The organism is Vibrio sp. 10N.286.55.E10 (genome assembly GCF_002872555.1).
GTDB classification, from domain to species: Bacteria; Pseudomonadota; Gammaproteobacteria; order Enterobacterales; family Vibrionaceae; genus Vibrio; species Vibrio crassostreae.
Genome location: NZ_MCSD01000008.1, coordinates 88,420 through 113,641 on the forward strand (window position 1 = coordinate 88,420; position 25,222 = coordinate 113,641).

Below are 25,222 nucleotides of genomic sequence, written 5' to 3' on the forward strand. Positions count from 1 at the left end.
TAGAACAAGAACAGGTTACTTAATCGCTTTATTCAGCTTTTCGCCAACCAGATCTAAACGCCAGCCTTGCATAACATCAGGCAGTTTTTCTGGGTTACGATCGTGCTTCCACACCCAGCTTAACACTTGGTTAAGTTGCTTCTTAGATGCTAAGAATTCCGTAGCCAAACCGCTGTGCTGTGATGCTGTTTTCACTTCATCTTTCAGCACTTTGAAAAGTTGCTTGTAGCCAGGGAAGTCCATTAAACGTTCTACTGGTGCTGGGTACTCTTCTTCAGGCGTGTGTTCCGCCAACTTAACGATTGAGCTAATCTTCGCACCATGGCGGCGTACAGAGCGGTAATCAAAACCTTCTTGCTCCATGTGCTTAGGATCTTTCATCGCGAAACGAGCCACAGCCCATAGGTCTTGTTCTTTGAAGACAAAGTTCAGCGCTAAATCGCGCTTGATTGCTTCTTTTAGACGCCAAGTTGCTAGAGGTCGTAAGATCGCTAGCTGCTTAGGTTTAAGCTGCCATGCCCCTTTAATATCAAGGTAGGCAGTATCTGGGTTTACTTTACGGATGCGCTTGGCAACTTGTAAATCAGACTCTTGTTGAGCCGCTTCCCACCAGCCAGCTTCCATCACTTTTTCAAGAAGCTTGTTGTACATTGGCATCAGGTAATGCACATCTGCCGCCGCGTAGTCCAATTGCTTTTGAGAAAGCGGACGCGCTAGCCAGTCAGTGCGAGATTCACTCTTATCGAGATCGACACCGACAAACTCTGAAACCAGAGCAGCAAAGCCTGTTGATAAACCATGACCCAAGAAAGCCGCCATGATCTGTGTGTCGACCATTGGAGTTGGCGTACAACCGAATGCGTTCTGGAACACTTCCAAATCTTCACCGCAAGCGTGCAGTACTTTCAGAACAGAAGCATCTTTCAACAATCCAACAAATGGTGTCATTTCACCAAGAGCAATAGGGTCAATCAGTGACAGCGTTTCACCATCAAATAACTGAATCAAGCCTAATTGAGGGTAATAGGTTCTTGTACGAACGAACTCCGTATCAAGCATAACGACATCGGCTTCACGTGCTTGTTGGCAAACTCGCTCAAGGTCTTTCAATTGGGTAATGATTTGATAATCCACAAAAACTCTCACTGGTTTCTATTTGATCGCCGGATACAAAAATGCCGACATTAACTGTCGGCATTCTAACACCATTTTTCAGCGCTCGCTTAGATTAAGCGCCTCAATGGTTATGGTGCAGTACTTTCGCGTAAACGGGCTAATTATTTGCTAGCGCGTTTCGCAAGTTCTGCATCGTTTTCTTCACGCAGTACGCGGCGTAAGATCTTACCTACGTTAGTCTTTGGAAGATCATCTCTGAACTCGACTAATTTAGGGATCTTGTAACCCGTTAGGTGCTCACGACAGTGCGCGATAATGTCTTCTTTAGTCAGGCTAGGATCGCGCTTAACAACGTAGATCTTAACCAGCTCACCAGACACTTCATGAGGCTGGCCGATAGCTGCTACTTCTAACACTTTGCCATGCAGAGCCACTACGTCTTCAATCTCGTTCGGGTAAACGTTGAATCCAGACACAAGAATCATGTCTTTCTTACGGTCTACGATGTACAACAAGCCTTCGTCATCAAACTTAACGATGTCACCTGTAGATAGCCAACCGTCTTGATCGATCACTTCTTTAGTCGCTTCAGGGCGCTGCCAGTAACCTTGCATCACTTGAGGGCCACGAACCTGCAATTCACCCACTTGGTCATTGCCTACTACTTTCCCTTCATCATCAACAATACGAACTTCTGTCGATGGTACAGGTAGGCCGATTGCACCTGTGTAGTCTTTTAGATCGTATGGGTTACCCGTTACCAGTGGTGAACACTCGGTTAACCCATAGCCTTCCAATAGGTGAACGCCTGTTGCTTTCTTCCATTGCTCAGCAACAGCGCGTTGAACCGCCATGCCGCCGCCAACAGATAAACGCATGTTACTGAAATCCAATTCATGGAAATCTTCGTTATTTACCAACGCATTGAACAGGGTATTTACGCCAGTAATCGCGGTAAACGGAACCTTTTGTAGCTCTTTAATGAAACCTGGAATATCACGAGGGTTAGTAATTAGAAGGTTACGACCACCCATCTCAACAAACAGTAAGCAGTTCACGGTCAGTGCAAATACGTGGTAAAGCGGCAGTGCTGTTACAACCAACTCGCGGCCTTCTTGCAGAACAGGACCGTAAGCCCCTTTCGCTTGAAGTACGTTCGCAATCATATTGCGGTGCGTTAGGATTGCGCCCTTAGCTACACCCGTTGTACCACCCGTGTACTGTAGGAATGCAATGTCATCACCCGCCATAAACGGCTTCACATACTGAAGACGGCGACCTTTGTGCAGTGCTTTTCTGAATGAAATAGCACCCGGCAGGTCATACTTAGGCACCATGCCTTTTACGTACTTCACTACGAAATCGACAATTGTACCTTTCGCGCGTGGCAGCATTTGCCCTAGGCTAGTTAGAACTACGTGTTTAACCGGCGTGTTATCAACCACTTTCTCTAGCGTGCTCGCAAAGTTAGATACGATAACAATCGCCTTTGCACCAGAATCGTTCAGTTGATGTTCAAGCTCACGAGGTGTGTACAGTGGGTTGACATTCACTGCAATCATACCGGCACGCAATACACCAAACAGTGCAATTGGGTATTGCAGTAGGTTTGGCATCATTAGCGCGACGCGATCGCCCTTCTTCAGTTTCAAGTCATTCTGCAGGTAAGCGGCAAAAGCACGGCTGCGCTCTTCTAGCTTACGGAATGTCATAATCGAGCCCATGTTCTCGAATGCAGGTTGGTCTGCGTACTTCTGTACCGACTGTTCAAACATTTCTACAAGAGATGGGTACTGATCTGGGTTGATCGTTTCTGGTACGTCACTTGGATAACGTGAAAGCCAAGGTTTATCCACGATGTTACTCCTCGTTTATCAGCTGACGACTGCTTCGCCGCTTTTTATCATTGCGGTATTACAGCACAGCTTTAGTGCATGAGCACTAAAAGGCTCAAACACTTGTTTAAATTTTGTTAACTACACCAAGAATTAGCTCTGAAACTAGCTCTGGGCTCTCTAAATGACAATGATGTCCGCCAGGAACAGTCTCTATATGCAGAGGACTATGCACTGATTTGTAGCGATTATGCTGCAAATGTCGGAATCCACCATTCCCTAGGATTATTAATTGAGGGCATTCAATAGCCGCCATAATCGCTTCAGCGTGCGCCTGTGACATTCGATATAACGAGTCACATTTTAGATTAGGGTCGCATCGCCATTGCCAAGAGTTCTCGAACTCGACAATACCTCGCTCAACAATAGGAGCGATTAATTCAGCATTAATTTGGTTGGCGTGAGCTCTCAGCTTAATAGCATCCTCAAGGCTTGCCAAAGGACGTGAAGGCTTTCTTCGCTGTCGAAGACGACTGAGTACCCCATCCCTCAAGCGAGAGACTGTTTCGTGGGGAGCTTCAGAAAGAGGTCCGTGACCTTCAATTTGAATTAATCCTGACACCTTTTCAGGAAAGGCGGCACTATAGCAACTTGCTATCAATGCACCAAGTGAATGTCCTACCAGTACCAGTCTGTTTGGCGATAATTTAGTCACCAACTGATGCAAGTCATCAATATAATCATGAAATGGGTAGTAACTTCCCAATTTATGCGACGAGAAGCCGTGTCCGAAGAGATCGATAGCAACAAGGTGAGCATTGGGAGCAAACTTGGCGACTTGCTGCATAACCTGATTAAAGCTGGACGAATTATCCAACCACCCATGAATAAAAACGACCGTCGTTGCGGTCGTTTGTGGGTTGCCTATCTGTTGTGTGGCAAGCGTCCCGCTCGCAAGGGAGTATGACTTTTCAATCATTGATTTTAAGTTGTCCCTATCGTTAAGTGTGTCGGGGTTAGGTTCGACTATTCCACATCTTGAATCACACGCCCTGACTTAGGCATGGTTTGAAAACTGCGACAATGCAAACTGCGGCAAGAGTAATAGTTCGGCGCAAAATCGTTGATAACCACTCGCTCAGTGATCTGCCATAAACGTTGATTGTAGACATTCATGACTGGGAAGGTGTAAGGGTAGTCACCAATGGTGCCATCTTCAGTGCCATTTGATGTGCCAACTAAAGTGACTAAGCGGCCTTCAGCAAAGCTCAATGGTTCAACGTAGCCATCAATGTAACCAACAAAACGCCCTTTGGGCTCGGCGTCAATATCTGGCTTACCATTGCTTGAAATAGGTAAATTAACCACTTCAACTCGAGTCTTATCTTTCAAGTTGGTCACTTTAGCAATCACGCCACCCAAGCGAACGTCACCCGCATCAGGCACTGTGTTAACCCACTCTTGGTAATCGGTGACCACTTGTTCAGAGTTTGCATTAAGTTCTTGAGGTAGCGAGGAGCACCCCATCACCATCGAAGAGAAAGCGATAAGGAAGAATAAGCGAGATTTAGAAATGAGAGAAAACATAATGCTGGTCCTTAGAACAGGATAAATAAAAGCACAAAGCTAGATGTAAATATCGACTCCAATAAGCTTCGCAAGTTCCTCTTTTTTAGCTTGATTCATCACATCCATATACTCTTCCATCGCACGTCGACCACGCCCTTCTGGAAGATCATACTGAACCTGAGCTTTGTGAATCTCAGATTCTTTGACTTGGCGAATGGAATGCGAGACAGCATTCGCGACCTTAGTTGGCTGACCAACTGAGGTTTTTGCATCGCCTTTTTTTACCTCATTCTTTTTATTGGTTCGATTGGTTTTGGATGTATTGCCTATCGAAGAAGGAGGTAAGCCGTTTATTGAAACCATGCTTAAGAAATTTTGTACCTAATTTAATGACTTTGTGTCTGGCTTTAATAGCGGCTCCGCAAAGTAAATGCAGAGCCAAAATAATATGTATTTACTCGCGGCCAGGCAGTTTTTTCCAAGTCACTTTATCACGAAGATAAACAGGCTCAGACTCTTCTGCTGCAACCGCCTTGCCTTCTGCATAAGCGAATTGAGCAAGGAAAGCCATATCTTGAGCTTCTGGGAATAGCACTTCACATGCTTTGGTGTTGATCGCTAGAGTATCCATATGTTCTGCGTACGCTTCCCAACCTGTACCGACTTTTGCCCATGTTTCAGAGTCCGCTTCAAGCTGCGCTGCCAACTCACTCGGTGGTGTAACACACTCTGCATCAACCGCAGTCCAACGACCATCTTCTTCACGGCTGTAGCGAGCCCAGTACACTTCACTCATACGCGCATCAATCGCTGTCGCAACATGAGTTTCACCAAATTTACGGTAGCTGCCTTGCGCCATCGCAGCCAGTGTAGAGACACCGATCATCGGTAAATCCGCACCAAAAGCCAAGCCTTGAGCAATACCAATACCAATACGTACACCCGTGAAACTGCCTGGACCTTGGCCAAACGCGATAGCATCAATATCGGTTAAAGCGACATTCGCTTCTTTCAGTACTTCATCAACCATAGGTAGAATTTTTTTTGTATGGTCTCGAGGAGCCTCTTCGCTACGTGCGAACACCTGGTCACCCATTACTAATGCAACTGAACAGTTTTCAGTTGCGGTATCTACTGCAAGAATTTTCGCGCTCATTTGTGTCTCAAATATCTGTTATCTAATCTAAAAATAATGGCTAAGCTCAACAATGCCAATTACTCAGCAGCGATTGAATGGTCTTTAGCTAAGAATTCTTTAATGACCCCTAAATCACGGGTACGTGGGATAGGCGGTAAACTCGCCAAAAATATGCCACCGTAATCGCGAGTCACCAATCGGTTATCGCAAATAATCAAAGCGCCATTATCGCGCTTGTCACGTATCAATCGGCCTACACCTTGTTTCAAGGTAATCACGGCGTCTGGCAACTGTACCTGTGCAAAAGGATCACCCCCTTTTAACTTACAGTCCTCGATTCGAGCCTTAAGTAAAGGGTCATCAGGGGCGGTAAAGGGCAATTTATCGATGATAACACAGCTTAATGCGTCGCCCCTAACATCTATCCCTTCCCAGAAAGCACCTGTAGCTACGAGCAATGCGTTACCTAATTCCATGAACTCGGCTAAGGTTTTTTGCTTGCTTGTCTCACCTTGTAATAGGACTGGTACAGTGAGGGTTTCTCGGAATCGCTCACCCAACTCTTTCATCATGCTGTGTGAAGTACACAAGAAAAAACAGCGGCCTTGGTTTTGCTCAATCACCGGAGTCAGCATTCGAACTAACTTATCCGCCAAACCCGGACTATTGGGTTCTGGAAGATAACGAGGCACACATAAACGTGCCTGATTCGGATAATCAAATGGACTCGGCAGTGAAAACTGAGCCGACGGCTTTAAGCCAAGTCGAGAGGTAAAGTGATCGAAATCATCTGACACCGCCAAGGTTGCTGAGGTAAATACCCAAGCGCCCGGTTTAAGTTCGATTTGCTCATGGAATTTATCCGCAACCGACAGTGGTGTGATGTGCAAAGCGAATTGCCTTGGTGTTGTGTCATACCAATAGGAGTAACCCGTAATCGACACATCGCACACACGTTCAATGCGTGACTTAATCATGTTCGCACGTTCAAAAGCGGTGTCTAACAGTTGGCTTCGACCCAATGCTAGCTTCAATACATCGACGGCCAGTTGCAACGCATCTTGTAGACGAACAAGTTCTCGTGCAATTGACTCAGACTTTAGTGCTTCACGCCAGTTACCACGAAAGCCGGTATCGCCCAACACAATGCGTAGGTCGGCAGCTGACTGAACGAGCCTGTCCCCCACCTTTTGTAACTGACGCATGTCTTTCGCTTCGGTTCGGTAGGCGATCTCGATGTCTTTAGCGAGCTCATTAATCTGTCGGCTCGACACGGACTGACCAAAGTATTGGCTGGCAATATCAGGAAGCTGATGGGCTTCATCGAAGATAAACACGTCTGCTTCTGGGATTAGCTCACCGAACCCGGTTTCTTTAATCGCTAAGTCCGCTAAGAATAGGTGATGGTTTACAACAACCACATCCGAATCCATCGCTTTTTTACGCGCCTTAAGCACAAAGCAATCGGTGTAGCTTGGGCACTCTTTACCTAAGCAGTTGTCGTTAGTGGAAGTAATCGTAGGAATGATTGGGCTGTCTTCAGCGATATCATCACAATCGCCTAAATCCCCCGTTTGAGTGGATGACGACCAACTACGAACTTTGACTAACTGAGCCAGCAGTGTTGGATCGGTATGAGCACCATGACTCTCGATCATTTGACGGCTGAGTCTGTCCAAACACAAATAGTTTGAACGCCCTTTAAGTAACGCAACCTGACCATAAAAGCCAAGCGCATCGACCATCAATGGTAAATCTCGGTGAAACAGCTGTTCTTGAAGGTTTTTAGACCCCGTACTAATGATGGTTTTCTTGCCACTAAGCAGCGCTGGCACTAAGTAAGCAAAGGTCTTACCGGTACCCGTTCCCGCTTCAACAACTAATTGGCTCTGTTGCTCAATAGCTTGTGAAACCGCTTCAGCCATGTCTAGCTGAGCTTGTCGTGGCTGAAACCCTGGGATCGCTTTACCCAGAGCACCATCAGCAGAAAACGTTTTAGATATCATAGAATACGAAGTTTAGAAAAATAGAAGACGAATTATGGCAGGTTTAGTGAGCCGGCGCGAATCAAGAATGACTTCGCACCGGAGGTGTTTGGTTTAGTTTGACGTGACTTGAGTTACCTTAAAGGTAAGAACTGAAGAAGTAAGAATTAGAGAGTCATTTTTATTTTCGACTTAGATAACGTGACAACCAAGAGGCGCCTTCAAAATGGTTATCACAAGGTTGCATGGCCTTCACTGCATCGGTTGGCGAGGTCTTGCTTACCCACATTTCATCTAGAACATTACCATCTAACTCCGTACCACCCACCAATGAATTCACTCGCTGGCAGTACAGTTTTTTTGCTAGTAACTCTTTATCCATAAGTATCACCTCTATTTTTGGCCAAGGCGTAAATGCCTCGGTTGAAGTTCAAATGCGTACTACGGTCAAAACTTTAAAAATGAAGCTTCTGCCTGTTTTCCTATCTAAAAACTGATATTTCTATATCAAACAATTTATCAAAGCGATAAATGAGCAGCAGAATTTGTTGAAACCAACTTGATAATAGATTAATTATAACGGTGATATTGCGGCTCAGTTCACCGTTCGACGGCCTGCATTTAATTTGAAGAATAAAAATATTTCATGGAAGTAAGATGCAAATGGAAAGAAAAACTTTACTAACACATTGTACTGATGCCCCGGGCCTCATCTCTAAGATCACCAACATTTGTTATAAGCACCAACTCAATATTATTCACAACAATGAGTTCGTAGATAACACAAGTGGCCATTTCTTTATGCGCACCGAGCTTGAAGGGTATTTCAATGACGAAACCTTGCTTGCCGATTTAGACCAGGCGCTGCCACAAAATACGAAGCGTAAACTTGTTGATTCATCTCGCAAGCGTGTTGTGATACTCGTGACCAAAGAGGCGCACTGCCTTGGCGACATTCTAATGAAGAACTTCGATGGCAGTTTAGACGTGGAAATCGCAGCAGTGGTTGGCAACTATGACATTCTACAAAGCCTAACCGAGCGTTTTGACATCCCTTACCACCATGTTTCTCACGAAGGGCTAAACCGTGAAGAGCATGAGAAGAAGATGCTAGAAGTGATTGACCAATACGAGGCGGATTACCTTGTTTTGGCTAAGTACATGCGAGTACTGACTCCGGGATTTGTTGAAAGGTACAACCACAAGATCATCAATATCCACCACAGCTTCTTGCCAGCGTTTATCGGTGCGAAGCCATACCAACAAGCGTATGAGCGTGGCGTAAAGATCATTGGTGCAACGGCACACTTCGTGACTAATGATCTCGATGAAGGACCGATCATTAAGCAAGACGTTATTCCAGTGGATCACAACTTCAGCGCGAAAGACATGGCGCAAGCGGGTCGTGACGTAGAGAAGAACGTATTGAGTAAGGCGCTAAACAAGGTGATCAATGATCACGTGTTTGTTTACGGCAACAAGACTGTGATTCTGTAAGTTGCTAATTTAAGTTCGACTTCCAGCTAGAATCCAATAAAAAACGCGCAATAGGGTTAACCCACTGCGCGTTTTTTATATTTAATGTTCAGGGTAACTTTAAGAGATTCCCGACTACGCTCCTTCGTCGCTATCGGGAATGACGTCGTTCTCTAGCTAGCAAAAACTATGGCTCGGAAACAATCCACTCAAACCGAATGATTGTAAGGCACAAGCCTAGCCCACATCCGTCATTCCGACGAGCCTAGGCGAGTTCAGGAGTCTTTTCCTAGCAACTCTCTACTCAAATTAAGCCTGTTCAGATTCAACAATACGCTTAAGTGAGTGTGGGTGCAGCTTGATGCAAATCCCTTGATGTTTAAAAGCCACTGTTGGGTTATTCAAGCGTTCCCCCTCGCCTTTCGGACTAGAGAGTTTGATCTTAATACCTTGCTCAGCCAGCGTTTCAAAGTTAGCAGCGAACTGCGGGTAAGTTTCTTTAAGATCCGCTAGATACTCATCAGCCGTTTGGGCATGAGACGGAATCACAAACTCTACATGTTCCCAATCTTGGCTTGGGTAAATCTTACCTTCTGCTGGATATGGCAACTCCAAGCATTCAATTTTCCAGCCAAGGCTTTGCAAGGGTTCATCGAAAGCCAACACCACAATTGGACGACCATTGATCATCGCCTCTGAAATGGTAGAGCCGTACTCAGACCATGCTTGATGCGCAGATTTGGCTAACTCAGTGTCATTGACTCGCAGCGCAATATGATCCGCTTGAGCAAAGCTTAAATCTAAACCCAGTGTATTTCCTAGGTTCTCGATTTTTGCCATAAAGGTATCAAGGCGGGCGATCATTTGTTGTGGTTCTAGTTCAGCTTGCTTCAGGCTCATCATCATTGTCTGCGTTCTCCAAATAATGGCTGCATGTTATCAGTTTTGCCTTTTGCAACAAGCGTTGCTTTTACAAAAGATACTCAATAACTATGTTCTTTCCGATCCTTAAACATGCAAACGCGTCTTGGTAAAAGTCGATTGTCAAAAACCACTCAGGAAATGTTAATTTTCTATCAATTCGACCTATAAGAAACCCCACAAAATTGGTATGATTACCGCCATTTCTGTGAACTTAAACAGAGTCTGCTGCTGATTTTGGCATTAAATCGTTAACTAGAAGCATAATTAACCAGTTTAATGACCAAGAATTAACGGCCACTCTTATCATCCTTGAATTGAAGGAAACGCGTGTGAATATCCAAGCACTTATTAATGACAAAGTATCTCAGGCTCTAGAAGCCGCTGGCGCACCTGCAGGCTCTCCTGCTGCTGTTCGTCAATCTGCAAAACCACAGTTTGGTGACTACCAAGCAAACGGCGTTATGGGCGTTGCTAAACGACTAGGCACTAACCCACGAGAATTTGCTCAAAAAGTATTGGACGTTCTAAACCTAGACGGTATCGCGTCTAAAGTTGAAATCGCAGGTCCGGGTTTCCTAAACATCTTCCTAGATGAAGCTTTCCTAGCAAAACAAGCAGACGCAGCATTGGCTGACTCTCGCCTTGGTGTTGCAGTTGCTGAAACGCAAACTATTGTTGCAGATTACTCTGCACCAAACGTTGCTAAAGAAATGCACGTTGGTCACCTACGTTCAACTATCATCGGTGATGCAGTTGTTCGTACTCTAGAATTCCTAGGCCACAACGTTATCCGTGCTAACCACATCGGTGACTGGGGTACTCAATTTGGTATGCTTATCGCAAACCTTGAGCGCGTTCAGGCCGAGTCTGGCGAAGTTTCAATGGAACTTGCTGACCTTGAAGGCTTCTACCGTGAGTCTAAAAAGCTTTACGATGAAGACGAAGAGTTCGCAGTTAAAGCACGTGGCTACGTTGTGAAACTGCAAAGCGGCGACGAGTTCTGCGCAGAGATGTGGAAGAAGCTTGTTGACGTTACAATGATTCAAAACCAACGCAACTACGATCGTCTAAACGTATCTCTAACACGTGATGACGTAATGGGCGAAAGCATGTACAACCACATGCTGCCAACTATCGTTGCGGATCTGAAAGAGCAAGGTCTTGCTAAAGAAGATGACGGCGCACAAGTTGTATTCCTAGACGAATACAAAAACAAAGATGGTGACCCAATGGGCGTTATCATCCAGAAACGTGACGGCGGCTTCCTATACACAACAACCGACATTGCTTGTGCAAAATACCGTTTTGAAGAGCTAGGCGCAGACCGCGTACTTTACTTCATCGACTCACGTCAGCACCAACACCTAATGCAAGCTTGGACTATCGTTCGTAAAGCAGGTTACATCCCAGAATCTGTTTCTCTTGAGCACCACGCGTTCGGCATGATGCTAGGTAAAGACGGCAAGCCATTCAAGACTCGTGCAGGCGGTACTGTTCGTCTTGCTGATCTTCTTGATGAAGCAGAAGTTCGTGCAGCACAACTGATCGAATCTAAGAACCCAGAACTAGCAGAAGACGAGAAGAAAGTGATCGCTAACACGGTTGCTATGGCAGCGGTTAAGTACGCAGACCTTTCTAAGCACCGTACTACTGACTACGTGTTCGATTGGGACAACATGCTTGCGTTCGAAGGTAACACAGCACCGTACATGCAATACGCATACACTCGTGTTGCTTCAATCTTTGCTAAAGCTGGCATTTCTATGGACTCTCTTGAGGGTGAAATTAAAATCACTGAAGAGAAAGAGAAAGCACTTATCGCGAAACTTCTACAATTCGAAGAAGCGGTACAGTCTGTTGCTCGTGAAGGTCAACCACACATCATGTGTAGCTACCTGTTCGAACTAGCGGGTCAATTCTCTAGCTTCTACGAAGCATGCCCTATCCTAGTTGCTGAAGACGAAACTGTTAAGCAGAGCCGTCTGAAGCTTGCTGCACTAACAGCGAAGACTATCAAGCAAGGTCTATCGCTTCTAGGTATCGATACTCTAGAGCGTATGTAATTCCCTTAGGGTTACAAAGAATAAATACAAAGGTTGATGTGAGAGCATCAACCTTTTGTTTTATCTAACGTATACTGAATTCAAGAAATCGAAATGGATAATAATAATGAGCTTTGAACTTCACCCACAGTTAGCGAAAGACACCACGCTTATCGGCGAGTTTCCTCTGAGCCTAGTACTACTAAGCAAAGATAACGCAGTGCCTTGGGTTATCTTGGTACCAAAACGTGCCAACCTGAAAGAGCTGCACCACCTACCAATGAAAGAGCAACAGCAGTTCTTACATGAATCTCAAGCGGTAAGCCAAGCACTAGAAGCAACGTTCCAACCGGATAAGCTCAACCTAGGCGCGCTGGGTAACATGGTGCCACAACTGCACATTCACCATATTGCGCGTTTCAAAGATGACATTGCTTGGCCTGGTCCTGTATGGGGCAACACCAAAGGTGAACAACGTAGTGAAGAAGAGCAAGCTGCTATTCTGACTCGTATTCAGAACGTTCTGTCACTAAGCTCTATCTTTAAGAAAGCTTAACCTTCTGACACAGGTGATGCCTCCTAGCTAGGTATCACCATTATTACCACTGCGTAATAATAATTCACAAAAACACCCAATTATCACAACATAGACTCCCACGTATACTCTCTTGCACACAACATAGAGAGAGCATCATGAAACAAACCTTCAACTTATTTCGTCATATCAGCTGGATCGCCATCATCTGTTCTATGCTCGCTTCCCTACTCTTATTCTTTATGGGAGCAACCAAGACTTACTCTGCTTTTGCGATCTTCATGCTCAATCAGGTACCACCAGAATCGCTCGCGCATTTAGACACAACAGATATCGCGATCTCGTACTTGATTAAGTCTCTGGATACATTCTTGATTGCTTTTGTACTCTTCATCTTTTCTCACGGTGTGTTCACTTTATTCATCTCGGATAAAAGTAATACCGCGAAAAGTGACCAGCAAATCAATAAAAGCAAAGTACTGAGTTGGATAAAAACACCCAACATTGGTCACCTGAAAAACATTTTGGCTGAAGTGATTATCATCATTCTCTTCGTGAAATTTTTGGAGCTTGTGCTCGTTAATTTCGACAGCATTGGATGGGACATTTTGGTTCTTCCAGTATCCATACTGTTACTGAGTATCGGCCTTAAAGTTCTTGGGTTAGGTGAGACCAAAGAGTCTTAAGTCTATAAACACAAACAAAAAAACCGCAGTTCATAGGCTGCGGTTTTTTATTAGATATTGACCAAACTACATCATCACATTCAGCGACAGGCCATCTTGTTTGCTGATGGTGTAGCGAACACGTGTTGTATGACCATGCTTGTTGGTGTCGACCAAGCGAGATACTTTCCCTTTCTTAACCCACACACTCAGCATCGCATCGACGCCATCTTCACTCATGCCAAACTTTGCAGCGAGTTCTTTACGAGCCGCAACACCTTGGCTATCAATGTATTGATGAAGTTCAGTTAAAATCATACGACTTGCACCTCTAGCGCTTTCTGCTTACTGCCGACTTTCTTGAACACGCGATACGTCACCACAAAACCACCAGCAATTGCCACCATCCACACTGCACTTGTCACCGGATGTGCAGCAAAGTTTGCTGCTTGGTAGTAGAAGGTCGCACCAAAGTAACCAAGCGCCATTGTCCAAACCGCAATAAAGCGTGCAAACATTTGACCAAATTCACGAACGTAAGCACCCATCGCTGCCACACAAGGCGTGTAAAGCAAGATAAGGATTAAGTAAGCAAATGCAGCATGACCAGAAACAAATTTGTCTTTTAGGTTACCGAAGATTGATGAGTCTACCTCTTGCTCTTCAGCAACTGCGCCTGAATCGCTTAAATCGCCAACCTCAATACCTAGCGGATCTGAGTAACTCAAGCCTGATAGGTTTTCAGGGATCGTCATTACCGCTTCTTGCAAGCTTGCTGCCAAATCGAATTCAGCTGCTTCTTCGTCTGATGGTGTTGTGTAAAGGCTATTCAACGTGCCGACTACCGCTTCTTTCGCGAAGATACCCGTAATGATACCTACTGTTGCTGGCCAGTTTTCTTCTGTGATACCAATTGGTTGGAATACAGGGGTCACTACTTGAGCTGCCTTAGAAAGTACTGAATTTTCGCTGTCTTCGTTACCAAAGCTACCGTCCATACCTAGCGAATTTAGGAAGCTAAGAATAGCCACAACCATCACGATGGTTTTACCTGCGCCCAGTACGAAACGCTTTAGCTTCTGCCAAGTTTTCAGCATTACGTTTTGCACTGTCGGCAGTTCGTAATCTGGCATTTCCATCACTAAGCTATCACTGCTACCCGGGTAGATCGTATTTTTCAGGAACAGCCCCGTAAATACAGAAGCAACGATACCCATGATGTACAGAGCGAATACTACGTTTTGGCCAGCACCAGGGAAGAATGCCGCTGCGAACAATGCGTATACCGGTAAACGAGCACCACATGACATAAACGGCGCCATTGATGCTGCCAATTTACGTTCGCGCTCTTGGTCAAGAGTACGAGTTGCCATGATTGAAGGCACGTTACAACCAAACCCTAGTACAAGTGGGACAAATGCTTTGCCCGGCAGACCAATCTTTTGCATCACTTTATCAAGTACGAATGCAGCACGAGCCATGTAGCCTGAACTTTCTAGCACCGCTAAAAATAGGTAAAGCGCTGCGATAACTGGAATAAAGGTCGCAACGGTTTGAATACCGCCGCCAATACCATCAGCAAGTATAGTAACTAACCAAACCGGCAAATGACCATCCAATAAGTGGTGTCCACCATCAACTAATATTGCCCCAACACCAATATCGAAGAAATCGATAAACGCACTACCGATATTGATAGAGAACATGAACATTAAGTACATGATGACGAAGAAGAAAGGAATACCGACCCATTTGTTCAAAATGAATTGGTCTGCTTTCTCTGTAAAGTTTCGGCTTAGTTTGCCTTCGCTGCGACGAACACGTTTACAAAGGTCATGTAAGAAAGTGTACTTAGCGTCAGCAACAGCAAGGTCAATATCGAAATCGGCACCTAGACGCACATTGTCAATTTGAGTGCGAGTTTGTGGAGCCAGTCCATTCAATACCAAGTAGTCATTTTCTAAAGCACGAATCGCGAGCGCTCGGTGAGATACGTCAGCATCATCAAATTGTGACTCAACAGAAGGGATGAGAGCTTCTAACGCGACATCGTAATCAATAGAGATAGGGTCAAGACTCACACCCTGAACAAGCAGTTTATGAAGGCGTTCTTTAAAGCGAACTACTTGACCTTTGTCGTTTGCGGACAAGCTCAGAACTGGGCAACCTAGCTCTTTCTCTAGCGCTTTAAGGTTAATCACCTGACGCTCGCGCTTTAATACATCCATTTTGTTCAACACAACGATCATTGGGCGACCCAACTCACGTAGTTGTAATGTCATGTATAAGCTTCGTTCTAGACAGCTAGCATCAACAACATTGATGATCACATCTGCAGGGTGAGTCAGAACAGCGCGAGACGCGATAGATTCATCGATGCTGTTCGCGTCATTACCACTGTCTAGCGCGTAAATACCGGGTAAGTCGGTAAGCTGGAACTGATCACCTGCGTGTGAGTATAAACCCGTCTTCTTCTCTACGGTGACACCAACCCAGTTACCAACGTGCTGCTTGGCACCAGTTAGTGCATTGAACAGTGTTGTTTTACCACTATTCGGGTTACCAACGGTAAGAACTTGATAATCCATTTAGATAACCTCGATTTGTTCTGCAATGCTTTCACGAATGGCGATCGAAACACCTCTCACTTCAACTTGAAGCGGATCCCCCATAGGTGCACGGCGGATAAGCGTCACCTCGGTTTTTGGCAACATACCCATGACCATAAGTTTTTTTCTTACGTCTGGAGTTAAACCTGTTAGTGCAACAATAGAAGCCGCCTTTCCTTGCTCTAGTTGTGAGAGTTTCATAAATACCCAATTCGTGACTGATAATGAGAAAGATTGTTATTACCGCCATGATACACATACATGTCCACAATTCCATTGTGTGAAATCAATGTTTTCGAAAATACATACTCGTAAATTTCGTTAAAAACGTTTACGTCAAAAACGTTACTTTCAACAATTAGCGAGAACTACCTCACTAGTACAAATCGCCCCCGCTAAAAACAAACTGAAAATTATCAAGCACTTAAGATAATGTCGGTTTTCTCATAGCCTTCTGTCGTTAATTTTATAAGTAAAATAAGTACCTGAACGTATAGTTATTCCATCGAAGAGAAACTCCTTCTCTTTAATTTTATTCCAGAGGTGATATGGCTTTGCTATATCACTCCGGCAGCAAGCGAAGGTGTCATTGGCACCCGTGGTATAGTCCCCCCGGCTATACCACGATATTTTTTTTCTTCCCTTTTGCTTTATCCCAACAACCTTTTTGCACTCCATATCAATCTCGTATCTCGTATCTCGTATCTCGTATCTCGTATCTCGTATCTCGTATCTCGTATCTCGTATCTCGTAGGAACATAAAAAAGCCCCAACACGAATGTCGAGGCTAAAGTATCTTTATCTATGTTCTATTATCTGCAGCTCACTACTCTTCGTTGTTTTCCGCAAATTTAGATGGTGACATACCAAAGTGGTGCTTAAACCTTTGACTGAAATAGGAAGGGTCATTGAAACCCGAATCAAAAGCGACGTCAGATATCTTTTCTCCAGCGAGTAAGCGCTCGCACGCATGCTCTAGACGTACTTCATTCAAGTGTTCTTTGAAGGTCTTGTTGTAAGCCAATTTAAAGCGTCTCTGCAAGCTTCTCTCAGACATGAACAAATACTTGGCAGCAGTTGCAGTGCTGAACTCAGCATCAGCGTAGTTTTCACTCACAAGCTGAGACACTCTGTTCTTCCACTCTTGTTCCGCTGTCAGTTTTTGCTGCTCTGGCGTTGAAACGGTAAGTTTAATGGTTTCAATCTGTTCAATTGTGCTGGCTTCAAGATTATCGAGTACTTGATATTCAATTGGCCACGAAAGCTGAACCTTATTTTGAGATTCCGAAACAAAGGCGTTAAGCTCGCCACCGCTTTGATTCATCAATAGAGGCAGCTTTTCGATGTTAAGATCGGTCGACTTTCCGGTATTGTCACTCATACTTGATGCCAGTTTAGGGAAAGGCATCCCATGATCTCGAATGGTAACAACAAGATGCTCCTTAACCTCTTCAACCAGAACCACCATACTCTGAGACTTAAAGTTTCTCTTGATGATGCTCGCAACCAAGCTATTGAAGATAATATCGAGATTAAAATACAACAAAGAGACATATCGTTGCTTTGTTTCGACTTTAATATCCAGTTCAATACCGGCTTTGGCTAAGTCATCTTGCCAAGCTTTGAGTACCGCCTCTAAGATTAAAATTATATCGTAACAAACTTGCCCTTCCCCTTGAGGGGTATTACTCAATTGAGCTAAGCCATTTTTCAAGGTTAGAATTGGCGACTTCCCGTGCTCGTCATTCCAATTAGGGATCATCGCAGCAATATGATTCACTTCAGAAGAGAGTTCATTGGCAGTGTGAGATACAAGCGCATTCTTAACCGATAGCTGCTTTTTAAGCTGTTGATTGGTCGTAAGTAGTATACGGCTTTGGTGTCTCAATTGATCCGTCTTCAATGCAACTTGCGCTTTTAAGTGCCTGTTGGCAAAAGTGACATAACGCGAACGCCAAAACACCAAGATAGTTACAACGCCAATCAGTAACATCAGAGAGCTTGCTGCAGCCCAATTCGTCAGATACCAAGGCTCCGCAATCGAAAAACTTTGGTTCGTTGACACAAAGCGGTAATGGGAGTCCTTAACCGGCTTCACTTCAAGTGTGTAATCTCCAGGAAGAAGATGGTCGAGCGTTAACAATCCCCCTTCAAACTCACTCCAAGGTTCATCATCGCTCAGTCGATACTCCATCGCAGGCGCGAACGTTGCTGGTAAGATGCCTAGCTTAAAACCCATCGAGGAACCATAAGGGATCTCATCCAGTTCAGCCGTCCTTCCGCCAAGAGATACCGTTTGTTGATCGACACTTATCTTACTCAATAAGGCACGGCTATGAGGTGTTGTTGATACCAGTAATTCGTTGGATAATGCGCTGACTACGCCATACTTTGAGCCGAAAACCAACCTCGAAGATTGGCTCTCTTCGCTGTAAAACAGAGCACATGCTCCCGCCGCCAATTCATTGGTGATCAAACCAAATGGTGAACCGATGTGTTTATGCAACTGTCCATCCAACCCGTAATAACTGATGCCTTTCGAAGAGCCTAACCACACACCATTATCATCGCTTATCAAGCAGTTAGGGCTAATATTATCTTCAACAAGCGTGATTTCTTGAATAATAGAGCTGTCATCAGGGATTCGATACACGCCATAACTGCTTGCAAACCACTGAGCCCCGTCCTTCGCTTTTTCAATATCGACGACTTTGCCAAAACGCTCGCTGGAACGACTAAAACTAATTCGTTTATCAATGAACGAGTAGAAGCCATGGTCAGTGCCTATATAGATACGACCGAGCAAGCCTATATTGAGATCAGTGATCTTCGCAGGCAAAAACTTGTCGACTAACCAGTCAGTGCCATAGCTCGTTAGTTTCATGGTTTCGATAGATAACGAATAAAGGTTTTGCCCAGAAGTCATCCAAAGTACGTTGTCTGCCTGAAGCGCAAAGTTTTCAACGTGTACTCCCTTAATCGGCCTTGGTAAATCAAGGGCTTCAGGTTGTAGCGTTTCCGTATTTAGACTAATGATGCCTTCTTCGGTCGCCAACCAAATTGACGAGCCAAAAATCTCAAAATCATTAACGGAATTAGAGTAAACACGAATTGGATTCTCTTTACTTTCAGAATCAACCAAGTAGAGCCCCATTGAGGACGCGACCCAAGATAACTGTTCACTGACAGGCAGTACTTTGTTGATCACCACACTACTCGAATGCATGCCCATACCAGTTAGGGGCGTTCTCGAAAAAGTTTTGCTGAACAGTGAGAAATATCGGATACCGTTGTTTGTCGCAATCCACATCCCACCTGCATGGTCATTGATCAATGAATATATTTTCTCACCCGGTAACGAGAAGTCTTGATTGGCGGCTTGTTTGAATCGAGTAATTTGTCCCGTAATAAAATTGTAGCTAATAAGGCCGTGCTCTGTACCAATCCAATACTGGTCCGAAGTTTCGGCCAACGAGAGAACATGCGACCCTTTAACGATGGTCTCTTTATCTGGGTTCGCGAGATCAACAATCACAGCACCATTTAAGGTACCAATCACTAACTCACGTCGAGCATTCGAAAAATAAACCGTCTCAATATGGCTCTTGTTTGATGCGGTGACATGGGTAAACTCTTGATTCTCTGAAAGGTAAACGCCTGAACTGGTCGCCAGTACCCACTTTGACAGCACCCACTCCGCATCGTTAATCGCAATGTCACTACTGTTATTGTATCGGTACAATTTAAGTAAAGAGTACGTGTTGAATTCTAAAGATTGAGTGTTGTAGGTATAAAAATTACTGCCGTCAGTGACCCAAATATAATCGCCTGATGCACCGATATTCGTTATTTCAGCGCCGGGACTTAGGCTAAACGCCAATTCATTGCCAATTCCTGGGCTATGTCGATACACCTCGTTGTCGAAAAATGTCCAAAACTCATCATTAAGAAACGCGACTCTTTCTGAAGAAAATTGCAGCAAGCTACCTTTGCGAGGAAATAAGGTTCGGCCATCGTAAAAAAGTATTTTTCCATGCACATCATGAACCCAAAGCCCACCTCCAGCACCTAGGTACAAGTTTTTAGCCGCAAGAAAATTCCCTTGCGCTTGAACGGGCAAAGGATAGAAAACGGAGGGTGATGTATTTACCGCTAGAACGCTAAATGAAATGCTCATAAACATGAACATTTTAAAGATAATTCGATACAACTCTTAATCCTGAACAGCAACAACGCATGAAATTTTGGACACCACAACGTCTTATCGTTGCTGAACCAAAAACTGAGTTTTTTTGTGATTATTATTATCTTTCTATTTTAGCGGAAATTAGAAAAGGAGAAAGGAGGTTTGCTATTTGTTAGGAGGTTTTATCTTAACGGTCACGAAAATGCCGCAAAAAGCGGCATCATTCATAAATTAACGAGAGCAAAGTAGAGTAAAGAATACTCGTTATGAATTACTTCCCACTTAAGCAGCTTGTGTAGCTATCTGTAAGTTGCTGAAGAAAATCGAAATAACTTCCACTCTTCACTTCAACCGTTGAACCGATCGGATCAAGCTGGCCTTGTTTAGCGTTACTTCCACGAGTCACCGATTCGATCACAGCCGGAGTAAATTGAGGCTCTGCGAATACACATTGAACATTGTCACGCACCAAGGTTTTCTTGATAGCAATCAGGCTTTTTGCGCCCGGTTTACGCTCTGGGCTCACCGTAAAGTGGCCTAAGTTATTTAGTTCAAACTCTTGCTCAAAGTAGCCATACGCATCGTGAAATACGTAGTAACCTTTATCTTTCACTGGCGCAAGTTGTTCATGAATAGACTGCTGCTTTTCTTTTAAAGCAATCAGGAATGAATCTAGGTTCTCTTGATACGCCATTGCGTTATCAGGGTCAGATTCAATCAACTTTGCTGAGATGTATTTTGCGGCCACTTCAACTTGATCGATACCTAACCAAAAATGCGGGTCATGGCTACCATGATTATGTCCTTCATGAGCATCGTGGTCATCGTGTCCGAACTCTCGCAAGTTAATTCCTGGAATCTCGCTGATCTTGATAACGTTTTCTTTTGAACCAATCACCTTAGTCAAAAAGGCTTCTAGGTCAGGGCCAAACCAGATAACCATATCGGCACTGTGAACTTTTTTGACATCAGATGGCTTAAGCGCATAATCGTGCGGCGAAGCATTGCTGTTCATCAACACATCCGGTTCACTAACGCCCTGCGTTAATTCCGTCACAATCATTTGAATTGGTTTAAAGCTTGTTAGAATAGTATTGGCACTTGCGACACTTGGCGCTAAAAGCAAAGTAGCAAGTATAAAAGATGAACGTGACATAATCCCTCGATAATAGAAAAGTAGCTTAGGCTTGAGGTAAATGTTACATTATAACATTAGTGAATTGCAAATGAGTTCTATTCATGGATAACTTAATCCAACTAGATTCTGTGAGCGTCGAATTTGACGGTCGAAAAGTTCTAGACAACATCTCTCTAAATTTAGAGCGCGGCAGAATCACCACCCTGATTGGGCCAAACGGTGCAGGAAAGTCGACATTAGTAAAAGTGGTACTGGGTTTACAGACCAAATTTTCAGGCACAATAACAAAAGCCAAAAAACTGAAAATTGGCTATGTACCACAAAAATTAAAGCTCAATGACTCACTACCGCTCAACGTAGAGCGTTTTCTAAAGCTCACTGGCAAGTTCAGTCAGCAAGAAATCCTTGAAGCATTGAAGCTCGTTGGTGCTGAACATCTGCAAAAGAGCAACATGCACCAGTTATCAGGCGGTGAAAACCAACGTGTGCTCATTGCTCGTTCATTACTAAGAAGACCAGACCTACTGGTTCTTGATGAACCGGCTCAAGGAGTCGACGTTCAAGGGCAAATTGACCTGTATGACTTGATTGACACCATTCGTCACCGCTTTGGTTGTGCCGTATTTATGGTTTCGCACGACCTGCATTTAGTGATGGCAAAAACAGACGATGTTATCTGTTTGCACCACCACATTTGCTGTTCAGGTGCACCTGCAGACATCAAACACCATCCTTCGTATATTGCGCTCTTTGGCACCGCGACCCAAGAGACGCTAGCGTTTTATCACCACCAACACGAACATCACCATCATGATCTTGCAGGCCAACCAGTAACGGGCGGTGCACATGAATGTTCAAACCATAAACACGGACACCACTAATGCTTGAGTTTCTTCTTCCCTCTATTTTAGCGGGTTTGGGTATTGCACTGATTGCAGGCCCACTAGGTTCATTCGTGGTTTGGCGCAAGATGGCTTACTTTGGTGACACGCTTGCTCACGCTTCTTTGATGGGATTAGCACTTGGCTTCCTGTTCAACATTAACTTGTACTTCGCGCTGCTGATCTGTTGTTTGATGCTGGCTGTGTTGCTCGTAACATTGCAAAAACAAAAACTGGTCGCGACCGATACCCTACTCGGTATTTTGGCGCACAGTGCGCTCTCTTTAGGCCTTGTAGCGGTAAGCTTCTTAGACAACGTTCGAGTTGACCTAATGAGTTACTTATTTGGCGACTTGCTTGCGGTATCGCCGACTGATTTAGTGTTTATCTATGCGGGTGCAGCCGTGATTGGATTGGTACTTGCTATCTTTTGGCGCCCACTACTATCCACAACGGTTAACGAAGACCTAGCGGCGGTTGATGGCATCAACATTGATTTAATGCGTCTGATTTTGATGTTGCTTGTTGGTATCGTGATTGCTGTCGGTATGAAGTTTGTTGGTGCGTTAATCATGACATCGCTGCTGATCATCCCTGCGGCTACAGCAAGGAAATTCGCGAATACACCCGAGCAAATGGCCTTCATCGCATCGATTATTGGCTCTATCGCAGTGTTCGGAGGACTAAGCTTGTCTTGGTTCTATGATACGCCTGCAGGCCCGTCTGTTGTTATTAGTGCTGCAGCAATGTTTATGTTATCTCAAATGATTAGAAGTCGCGCTTAAGCGTACGATTTTCGTATCTCGTAAGATTGAAAACAGACAAAAAAGGCTTGGTCAGTGACCAAGCCTTTTTAATATCGTTCAGTTAACTTCTATCTCAATCGATAAAAGCCAGCTGATTACCAACCCGTGATTTCACGTAGGCCTTTACCGATGTCAGCAAGAGACTTAACAGTCTTAACGCCTGCTGCTTCTAGTGCTGCGAATTTATCTTCAGCAGTACCTTTACCGCCAGAGATGATTGCGCCAGCGTGGCCCATACGTTTACCCGGAGGAGCAGTAACACCAGCGATGTAAGATACAACTGGCTTAGTTACGTTTGCTTTGATGAACTCAGCCGCTTCTTCTTCCGCAGTACCACCGATCTCACCAATCATTACGATTGCTTCAGTCTCTGGGTCTTCTTGGAAAAGTTTTAGGATATCAATGAAGTTTGAACCTGGGATAGGGTCACCACCGATACCAACACATGTAGACTGACCAAAGCCTTCATCTGTTGTTTGCTTAACTGCTTCGTACGTAAGAGTACCTGAACGAGATACGATACCTACTTTACCCTTCTTGTGGATGTGACCAGGCATGATACCAATCTTACACTCGTCTGGAGTGATAAGACCTGGGCAGTTAGGACCGATCATGCGAACGCCAGTTTCTTCTAGCTTCACTTTAACGTCGATCATATCTGTTGTAGGGATACCTTCAGTGATCGTTACGATCAGTTCGATACCTGCATCAATTGCTTCTAGGATTGCATCTTTACAGAAAGGAGCTGGTACATAGATAACTGTTGCTGTTGCGCCAGTTACTTCTACTGCTTCGCGTACTGTGTTGAATACTGGAAGGCCTAGGTGAGTTTGACCACCTTTACCAGGTGAAACACCACCAACCATTTGCGTGCCGTATGCGATAGCTTGGTCTGAGTGGAATGTACCTTGACCGCCAGTGAAACCCTGACAGATTACTTTAGTGTCTTTGTTAATTAATACAGACATTATTTAGCCTCCGCAGCAGCAACAACTTTCTGAGCAGCATCTGTTAGAGATTCAGCTGCAATGATATCAACATCAGAATTAGCAAGTACTTCGCGACCTAGGTCTGCGTTTGTACCTTCTAGACGAACAACTACAGGAACTGTTACGCCGACTTCTTTAACCGCACCGATAATACCTTCAGCGATCATGTCACAACGAACGATGCCACCGAAGATGTTAACTAGTACTGCTTTAACATTGTCATCAGAAAGGATGATCTTGAATGCTTCAGCTACACGCTCTTTCGTCGCGCCGCCGCCTACATCAAGGAAGTTTGCTGGCTTGCCGCCGTGTAGGTTTACGATATCCATCGTACCCATTGCAAGGCCTGCACCGTTAACCATACAGCCAACGTTGCCATCTAGTGCTACGTAGTTCAGTTCCCACTGTGCTGCGTGTGCTTCGCGCTCATCTTCTTGAGATGGATCGTGCATTTCACGAAGTTTTGGCTGACGGTACATTGCGTTTGAGTCAATGTTGATCTTGCCGTCAAGACAAAGCAGGTTGCCTTCGCCAGTAATTACAAGCGGGTTGATTTCTAGTAGAGCTAGGTCGTACTGAGAGAACATTTGGCCAAGACCCATGAAGATCTTAACGAACTGTTTGATTTGATCGCCAACTAGACCAAGTTTGAACGCAAGTTCACGGCCTTGGTAAGCTTGAGGGCCCACTAGAGGATCGATCGCTGATTGGTGAATCAACTCTGGAGTTTCTTCAGCGATTTTCTCAATGTCCACACCGCCTTCAGTTGACGCCATGAATACAATTTTGCGCGTTGCACGGTCAACAACAGCACCTAGGTAAAGCTCGTTAGCAATGTTCGATGCTTCTTCAACTAGGATCTTTGTTACAGGCTGACCATTAGCGTCTGTTTGGTACGTTACTAGGTTTTTGCCTAGCCACTTTTGTGCAAACTCTTTAACGCCTTCTTTTGTGTCATGCAGCTCTACGCCGCCCGCTTTACCGCGACCACCAGCGTGTACTTGACACTTAACGACTTTCTTGGCTGTACTGATACGACCTGCAGCTTCGAAAGCTTCTTGTGCAGTATCACATGCGAAACCTTCTGGTACAGGCAAACCGAATTCTGCAAACAGCTGTTTGGCTTGGTATTCATGCAAATTCATTTTGATATTCCGTTTATTTTCCCTTAAGGGATTATTATTTCCATAACGACACAGTTTCCTGTGTTACGTCTGTAGGGTCTTCTCAAATCAACTGCTGTCCATTTTCTAATGGCTTTACAGTTCAATTGAAGGCCAGACGTTGAGCAGCCTAGCCTTTGAAACTTTTTACGTCTAGCTAACGGG

General features: G+C 44.6%; 23 protein-coding genes. 7 read left to right on the forward strand and 16 right to left on the reverse strand.

Going from position 1 to position 25,222, the window contains the following annotated elements:
- Positions 1-15: 15 nt before the first annotated feature.
- From rnd to BCV39_RS06650, 8 genes are all read right to left on the reverse strand, one after another.
- Positions 16-1,134 (reverse strand): ribonuclease D, encoded by a 1,119-nt coding sequence (gene rnd, locus BCV39_RS06615; RefSeq protein WP_102433594.1) that lies wholly within the window; start codon positions 1,132-1,134, stop codon positions 16-18.
- A gap of 143 nt (positions 1,135-1,277) precedes the next feature.
- Positions 1,278-2,972, reverse strand: coding sequence for a long-chain-fatty-acid--CoA ligase FadD (gene fadD / locus BCV39_RS06620; protein ID WP_048664620.1), 1,695 nt, complete (start codon positions 2,970-2,972; stop codon positions 1,278-1,280).
- A gap of 106 nt (positions 2,973-3,078) precedes the next feature.
- Positions 3,079-3,930, reverse strand: coding sequence for an alpha/beta hydrolase (locus BCV39_RS06625; RefSeq protein WP_102433593.1), 852 nt, complete (start codon positions 3,928-3,930; stop codon positions 3,079-3,081).
- Positions 3,931-3,977: 47 nt separating this feature from the next.
- Positions 3,978-4,538, reverse strand: coding sequence for a Slp family lipoprotein (locus BCV39_RS06630; protein WP_048660838.1), 561 nt, complete (start codon positions 4,536-4,538; stop codon positions 3,978-3,980).
- A gap of 39 nt (positions 4,539-4,577) precedes the next feature.
- Complete coding sequence (locus tag BCV39_RS06635) at positions 4,578-4,883, reverse strand: hypothetical protein (RefSeq protein ID WP_017074520.1); 306 nt, start codon at positions 4,881-4,883, stop codon at positions 4,578-4,580.
- A 91-nt stretch (positions 4,884-4,974) separates the two neighbouring features.
- Entirely contained in the window at positions 4,975-5,676 is a 702-nt protein-coding gene (gene tsaB, locus BCV39_RS06640; RefSeq protein ID WP_048664625.1) for a tRNA (adenosine(37)-N6)-threonylcarbamoyltransferase complex dimerization subunit type 1 TsaB, read from the reverse strand.
- 59 nt (positions 5,677-5,735) lie between these two features.
- Positions 5,736-7,664 carry an ATP-dependent DNA helicase gene (locus BCV39_RS06645; RefSeq protein ID WP_048660840.1) on the reverse strand — a complete coding sequence of 643 codons (1,929 nt, stop codon included), beginning with the start codon at positions 7,662-7,664 and terminating at the stop codon, positions 5,736-5,738.
- Positions 7,665-7,824: 160 nt separating this feature from the next.
- Positions 7,825-8,025, reverse strand: coding sequence for a hypothetical protein (locus BCV39_RS06650; RefSeq protein WP_102433592.1), 201 nt, complete (start codon positions 8,023-8,025; stop codon positions 7,825-7,827).
- A gap of 281 nt (positions 8,026-8,306) precedes the next feature.
- On the opposite strand from BCV39_RS06650, the gene purU reads away from it, so the two are divergent.
- On the forward strand, positions 8,307-9,140 hold the full coding sequence (purU, locus tag BCV39_RS06655) for a formyltetrahydrofolate deformylase (protein WP_048660881.1): 834 nt from the start codon (positions 8,307-8,309) through the stop codon (positions 9,138-9,140).
- Positions 9,141-9,428: 288 nt separating this feature from the next.
- Here purU and BCV39_RS06660 read toward each other — a convergent pair whose 3' ends face one another.
- Positions 9,429-10,025 carry a VOC family protein gene (locus tag BCV39_RS06660; protein WP_102433591.1) on the reverse strand — a complete coding sequence of 199 codons (597 nt, stop codon included), beginning with the start codon at positions 10,023-10,025 and terminating at the stop codon, positions 9,429-9,431.
- A gap of 347 nt (positions 10,026-10,372) precedes the next feature.
- Between BCV39_RS06660 and argS the strand changes: the two genes are divergently transcribed.
- The 3 genes from argS (at position 10,373) to BCV39_RS06675 (ending at position 13,306) form a co-directional block, all read left to right on the forward strand.
- Positions 10,373-12,106 carry an arginine--tRNA ligase gene (gene argS / locus BCV39_RS06665; RefSeq protein WP_048660842.1) on the forward strand — a complete coding sequence of 578 codons (1,734 nt, stop codon included), beginning with the start codon at positions 10,373-10,375 and terminating at the stop codon, positions 12,104-12,106.
- A gap of 106 nt (positions 12,107-12,212) precedes the next feature.
- Entirely contained in the window at positions 12,213-12,641 is a 429-nt protein-coding gene (locus tag BCV39_RS06670; protein ID WP_048660843.1) for an HIT domain-containing protein, read from the forward strand.
- Positions 12,642-12,778: 137 nt separating this feature from the next.
- The gene (locus BCV39_RS06675) at positions 12,779-13,306 is read left to right on the forward strand and encodes a YqhA family protein (protein ID WP_102433590.1); all 528 of its coding nucleotides are present in this window, start codon (positions 12,779-12,781) and stop codon (positions 13,304-13,306) included.
- 66 nt (positions 13,307-13,372) lie between these two features.
- Here the strand turns inward: BCV39_RS06675 and BCV39_RS06680 are convergent, their stop codons facing one another.
- The 4 genes from BCV39_RS06680 to BCV39_RS06695 form a co-directional block, all read right to left on the reverse strand.
- The gene (locus tag BCV39_RS06680) at positions 13,373-13,603 is read right to left on the reverse strand and encodes a FeoC-like transcriptional regulator (RefSeq protein ID WP_048660845.1); all 231 of its coding nucleotides are present in this window, start codon (positions 13,601-13,603) and stop codon (positions 13,373-13,375) included.
- Positions 13,600-15,873, reverse strand: a complete 2,274-nt coding sequence (feoB, locus tag BCV39_RS06685) for a Fe(2+) transporter permease subunit FeoB (protein WP_055319700.1) — start codon at positions 15,871-15,873, stop codon at positions 13,600-13,602. Before feoB ends, BCV39_RS06680 begins: the two co-directional genes overlap by 4 nt.
- Positions 15,874-16,095 carry a FeoA family protein gene (locus tag BCV39_RS23135; protein WP_004734203.1) on the reverse strand — a complete coding sequence of 74 codons (222 nt, stop codon included), beginning with the start codon at positions 16,093-16,095 and terminating at the stop codon, positions 15,874-15,876.
- 625 nt (positions 16,096-16,720) lie between these two features.
- Positions 16,721-20,104, reverse strand: coding sequence for an AraC family transcriptional regulator (locus BCV39_RS06695; RefSeq protein WP_102433589.1), 3,384 nt, complete (start codon positions 20,102-20,104; stop codon positions 16,721-16,723).
- Positions 20,105-20,130: 26 nt separating this feature from the next.
- Between BCV39_RS06695 and BCV39_RS23420 the strand changes: the two genes are divergently transcribed.
- Positions 20,131-20,256: a hypothetical protein gene (locus tag BCV39_RS23420; protein WP_277870819.1), complete on the forward strand. Its 126-nt coding sequence runs from the start codon at positions 20,131-20,133 to the stop codon at positions 20,254-20,256.
- Between the two features lie 95 nt (positions 20,257-20,351).
- On the opposite strand, the gene znuA is transcribed toward BCV39_RS23420, so the two are convergent.
- Positions 20,352-21,236, reverse strand: a complete 885-nt coding sequence (gene znuA, locus BCV39_RS06700; protein ID WP_102433588.1) for a zinc ABC transporter substrate-binding protein ZnuA — start codon at positions 21,234-21,236, stop codon at positions 20,352-20,354.
- Positions 21,237-21,319: 83 nt separating this feature from the next.
- Between znuA and znuC the strand changes: the two genes are divergently transcribed.
- Together znuC and znuB are read left to right on the forward strand one after the other, a co-directional pair.
- Positions 21,320-22,099: a zinc ABC transporter ATP-binding protein ZnuC gene (gene znuC, locus BCV39_RS06705; protein WP_048617861.1), complete on the forward strand. Its 780-nt coding sequence runs from the start codon at positions 21,320-21,322 to the stop codon at positions 22,097-22,099.
- The gene (znuB, locus tag BCV39_RS06710) at positions 22,099-22,884 is read left to right on the forward strand and encodes a zinc ABC transporter permease subunit ZnuB (RefSeq protein ID WP_048660851.1); all 786 of its coding nucleotides are present in this window, start codon (positions 22,099-22,101) and stop codon (positions 22,882-22,884) included. Before znuC ends, znuB begins: the two co-directional genes overlap by 1 nt.
- Positions 22,885-23,000: 116 nt before the next feature.
- On the opposite strand, the gene sucD is transcribed toward znuB, so the two are convergent.
- Positions 23,001-23,873 (reverse strand): succinate--CoA ligase subunit alpha, encoded by an 873-nt coding sequence (gene sucD / locus BCV39_RS06715; protein WP_004734209.1) that lies wholly within the window; start codon positions 23,871-23,873, stop codon positions 23,001-23,003.
- Positions 23,873-25,039, reverse strand: coding sequence for an ADP-forming succinate--CoA ligase subunit beta (sucC, locus tag BCV39_RS06720; RefSeq protein WP_010436793.1), 1,167 nt, complete (start codon positions 25,037-25,039; stop codon positions 23,873-23,875). The genes sucD and sucC overlap by 1 nt, the downstream gene beginning before the upstream one ends.
- Between the last annotated feature and the right edge of the window lie 183 nt (positions 25,040-25,222).